This window comes from Promicromonospora kroppenstedtii DSM 19349 (assembly GCF_000515355.1).
Lineage (GTDB): Bacteria > Actinomycetota > Actinomycetes > Actinomycetales > Cellulomonadaceae > Promicromonospora > Promicromonospora kroppenstedtii.
The window spans coordinates 7,634-11,742 of record NZ_KI911681.1; the positions used below are offsets into that span (position 1 = coordinate 7,634).

The following is a 4,109-nucleotide window of genomic DNA, read 5'->3' on the forward strand; positions in this document are numbered from 1 at the left end:
CACGTGCTCGGCCGACGCCCCGGGCAGCACCCGGCCCACGGCGTCGTGCAGCACGCGGAAGGTGGGCTGCTCGACGGCGTCGGCCGGGTCGCCGTCGGCGAGGGCCACGCCGCGGTCGAACATGACGCGGTAGAAGTGCGGGTCCGCCAGGGCGAACCCCCGGTAGGCGCGGCCGAGGTCGCGCAGGTCGGCGGCCGGGTCCACACCCTGCCCGACGGCGGCCAGGTGCTCGGCGAACCGCCGGAACCCCTCCTCGCTCACCGCGGCGACGAGCGCCTCGCGCGACCCGAACAGCGCGTAGACCGCCGACGCGCTGGTCGCGGCCTCGGCGGCGGCCTTGCGCACCGTGACGGCGGCCTCGCCGTCCGACGAGATGACCCGGGAGGTGACCTCCAGGAGGCGGGTGCGCAGGGCGTCGTCGTGCAGTCGAGGTCGGGCCATGCCGTGAGTCTAGAAGCCTTGACGGGAGTTTGCGAACGTTGTTTGATAACACTGTTACAAAACAACGGACGCACCCAGGAGGACGTCGTGCTAGAGCTCTCGGACCCCGCCCGCATCACAGCGGGCATCGTGCTGCTGACCGTCGTCGGGATCGAGTCCGGCGGCTTCTTCCTGCTCAAGGTCTTCGGCGGGCGGCTCGCCACGACCGACCTGCAGAAGAGCTTCTTCCGGGCCGGGCACGCCCACGCGGGCGTGCTGGTGATCCTCGGCCTGCTCTGCCTGCTGCTCACCGAGGCGACGGACCTGACCGGGTTCCTGCGCTGGCTGGCCGCCACGGGCGTCCTGGTCGCCGCGATCCTCATGCCGGCGGGCTTCTTCCTCTCCGCGATCGGGACGGGGCGCACCACGCCCAACCGCGCCGTCGCGCTGCTGCCGGCGGGCGCGGTGGTCCTGGGCGCGGGGGTCGTCACGCTCGCGGGCGGCCTGCTGCTGGTTTGAGCCCCGGCGCGCGTAGCCCGACAAACCGGACGACTACCCGGTCCGGGACACACCGCGAGGGGTCCTGGGCGGGGCCGTCCACGCCGGTTACGGTGGCGACATCATGGCGACCCGCACGTCGGCCCGGCGAAGTTCCGGGAAGAGTTCCGGGCAGGGCGCGAAGAGCGCCAAGCCCCGCGCCGCAGCGTCGAAGCGATCGACCCAGCGCCGGGGGGCTACCCGCCCGGCGGCCAAGGCTGCGCCCGCACCGTCCCGCCCGCCGTGGCCGGTCCGCGCGGTGCGCGGTCTGTGGATGGGCATGGCGCACGCGGTCGGCGGCGCGACACGCGCTGCCGGACCGCGACGGGCGCCTGACGCAGCGGACGAGGACGCACAGAACGCGGGAAAGAGCGGCGTGGCGAGGAACAGCACGAGCAAGAACACTGGACAGCAGGCGGAAGCGGACCTGCCGGACCACCGGCGCGACGGCGTCGGCTTCGCGCTTCTCGCCGTGGCGGTCATCGTCGCGGCGCGTGAGTGGTGGGGCATCGACGGCCCCTTCGGCGACGGCGTGCACGCGGTGGTCGCCGGCACGCTCGGCGTCGCGGGCGTGGCCCTGCCCGTGCTGCTCATGTGGCTCGCGTTCCGCGTCATGCGGCACCCGGAGCGCACCCAGCAGAACGGCCGGGTCGCGATCGGGCTCAGCTTCCTGGTCGTGGCCACGTGCTCGCTGGTGCACATCAGCGCCGGCCTGCCCTCGCCCGCCGACGGCTTCACCCCGGTGCAGGACGCCGGCGGCGTGATCGGCTTTCTGTTCGCGACCCCGGTCGTCACGGGGCTGACGCAGTGGTTCGCGATCCCGCTGTACGTGCTGGCCGGGTTCTTCGGCGTGCTCATCGTCACCGCGACGCCGGTGCACAGGATCCCCGCTCGCCTGCGCGGCATGTACGACCGCCTCACCGGCAACCACCGCGAGCCGGAGGACGGCTCCGAGGACGGGCTCTCCCTGGCCGACGGCGTCTCGGCGCACGACGGCAGACCGGAGGCCAAGCGCCGCAAGCAGCGCACCAAGCAGGAGATCGCCGCCGAGAAGGAGCGCCTGGCCGGGTTCGTGGGCGACGAGGCGTTCGAGAAGGCCGCCGAGGTCGAGGAGCGCGCCGCCAAGGCCGGCAAGCTCACCACTCAGCGCATCCCGACCGGCCAGTCCGCTGGCAAGGTCACCGGCGCCCCCGCGATCGGCCCCGGGGTGCTCGGGCCGGACGGCGAGCCCGCGGCGTCGGCCAAGAAGGACGGGCCGAGGCCGCCGCAGCAGGGCGAGCCGATGCCGCGCGGCGTGCAACCCATGCTGGAGGGCGACACGGTCTACCTGCTGCCCGACGAGGAGGTGCTGGTGCAGGGGCCGCCGCACAAGGCGCGCTCCGCCGCCAACGACCGTGTCGTGGAGTCCCTGACAGGCGTCTTCGAGCAGTTCGGTGTCGACGCCAAGGTCACCGGCTTCAGCCGCGGCCCGACGGTCACCCGGTACGAGGTCGAGGTGGGCGCCAAGACCAAGGTCGAGCGCATCACCTCGCTGTCCAACAACATCGCGTACGCGGTCGCCAGCGCGGACGTGCGCATCCTGTCGCCCATCCCGGGCAAGTCCGCGATCGGCATCGAGATCCCCAACACCGACCGCGAGACCGTGGTGCTGGGCGACGTGCTGCGCTCGGGCGCGGCCCGCCGCACGGAGCACCCGATGGTGATGGGCGTGGGCAAGGACGTCGAGGGCGGCTACGTCGTGGCCAACCTCGCCAAGATGCCGCACATCCTGGTCGCCGGTGCGACCGGCGCCGGTAAGTCGAGCTTCATCAACTCGATGATCACCTCGATCCTGATGCGCTCGACGCCGGAGCAGGTGCGCCTGATCCTGGTGGACCCCAAGCGCGTGGAGCTCACGATCTACGAGGGCATCCCGCACCTGATCACGCCCATCATCACCAGCCCCAAGAAGGCCGCCGAGGCCCTCGACTGGGTGGTGCGCGAGATGGACGCCCGCTACGACGACCTGGCGACCTTCGGCTACAAGCACGTCGACGACTTCAACGTCGCCGTCCGTGCCGGCAAGGTCAAGCCGCTGCCGGGCTCGGAGCGCAAGATCGCGCCGTACCCGTACCTGCTCGTGGTGGTCGACGAGCTCGCGGACCTCATGATGGTCGCCCCGCGCGACGTCGAGGCCTCGATCCAGCGCATCACGCAGCTCGCCCGTGCCGCGGGCATCCACCTGGTGCTCGCCACGCAGCGCCCGTCCGTCGACGTCGTGACCGGCCTGATCAAGGCCAACGTGCCGTCCCGGCTCGCGTTCGCGACGTCCTCGCTCGCCGACTCGCGCGTGGTCCTGGACCAGCCCGGCGCGGAGAAGCTCATCGGCCAGGGTGACGCCCTGTTCCTGCCCATGGGCGCCGCCAAGCCGATGCGCGTCCAGGGCGCCTGGGTCACCGAGTCCGAGGTCCACCAGGTCGTCGAGCACGTCAAGAGCCAGCTCAAGCCGATCTACCGCGAGGACGTCGCGGCGCCCGCCGCGGCCAAGAAGCAGGTCGACGAGGACATCGGCGACGACCTCGACCTGCTGCTGCAGGCGACCGAGCTCGTGGTCACCACCCAGTTCGGGTCCACGTCCATGCTGCAGCGCAAGCTGCGCGTGGGCTTCGCCAAGGCGGGGCGGCTCATGGACCTCCTGGAGTCGCGCGAGATCGTGGGGCCCTCGGAGGGCTCCAAGGCACGCGACGTGCTCGTGGCGGCCGACGACCTGCCGTCCGCGCTCGCCCTCATCCGGGGCGAGGAGCCGGTTGGGGTCTTCGACCAGGCGTCGCCCGACGGCGGTTCCGGCGACGGTTCGCCCGACGGCGGGGGAGACCAGTACGCGGACGGCACGGACGGGCACATGCCGCCCGTCGCCCGCGACTACCACGACGACGCCGAGGCGGTCCGCTGAACGTCCCTCCGCCCGGGTCGGTCAGTCGCGCTGGACCACTGTCGGCGCCTTGCCCGCCTGGCCCTTGGGCGGTTGCCGCTGCTCGTCCGCGGCGGTCCCGGCCGCAGTCCGTGCGATCCGCAGGCGCTGCTTCAGCTCGGCGGTGCCGAGCTGCCCCTCCTCAGGATGCGCCAGGGCGTCGCGCGTGGCGCGCAGCCGGTGCCCGGCGGCGCGGTCGACC

3 protein-coding genes and 1 pseudogene are annotated in these 4,109 nt (G+C 72.7%); 2 read left to right on the top strand and 2 right to left on the bottom strand.

The window, feature by feature from the left end; genetic code table 11:
- Window positions 1–441: TetR/AcrR family transcriptional regulator (locus PROKR_RS14450; RefSeq protein WP_036964363.1), on the bottom strand; the 441-nt coding region annotated here is incomplete at its 3' end.
- 87 nt (window positions 442–528) lie between these two features.
- On the opposite strand from PROKR_RS14450, the gene PROKR_RS14455 reads away from it, so the two are divergent.
- Together PROKR_RS14455 and PROKR_RS14465 are read left to right on the top strand one after the other, a co-directional pair.
- A complete protein-coding gene (locus PROKR_RS14455; protein WP_036964364.1) occupies window positions 529–939 on the top strand; it encodes a hypothetical protein in 411 nt (136 codons plus the stop codon).
- Between the two features lie 298 nt (window positions 940–1,237).
- Complete coding sequence (locus PROKR_RS14465) at window positions 1,238–3,889, top strand: DNA translocase FtsK (RefSeq protein WP_036964366.1); 2,652 nt, start codon at window positions 1,238–1,240, stop codon at window positions 3,887–3,889.
- Window positions 3,890–3,910: 21 nt separating this feature from the next.
- On the opposite strand, the pseudogene PROKR_RS35020 reads toward PROKR_RS14465, so the two are convergent.
- Window positions 3,911–4,109, bottom strand: a pseudogene (locus PROKR_RS35020) (CapA family protein); the annotation flags it as partial.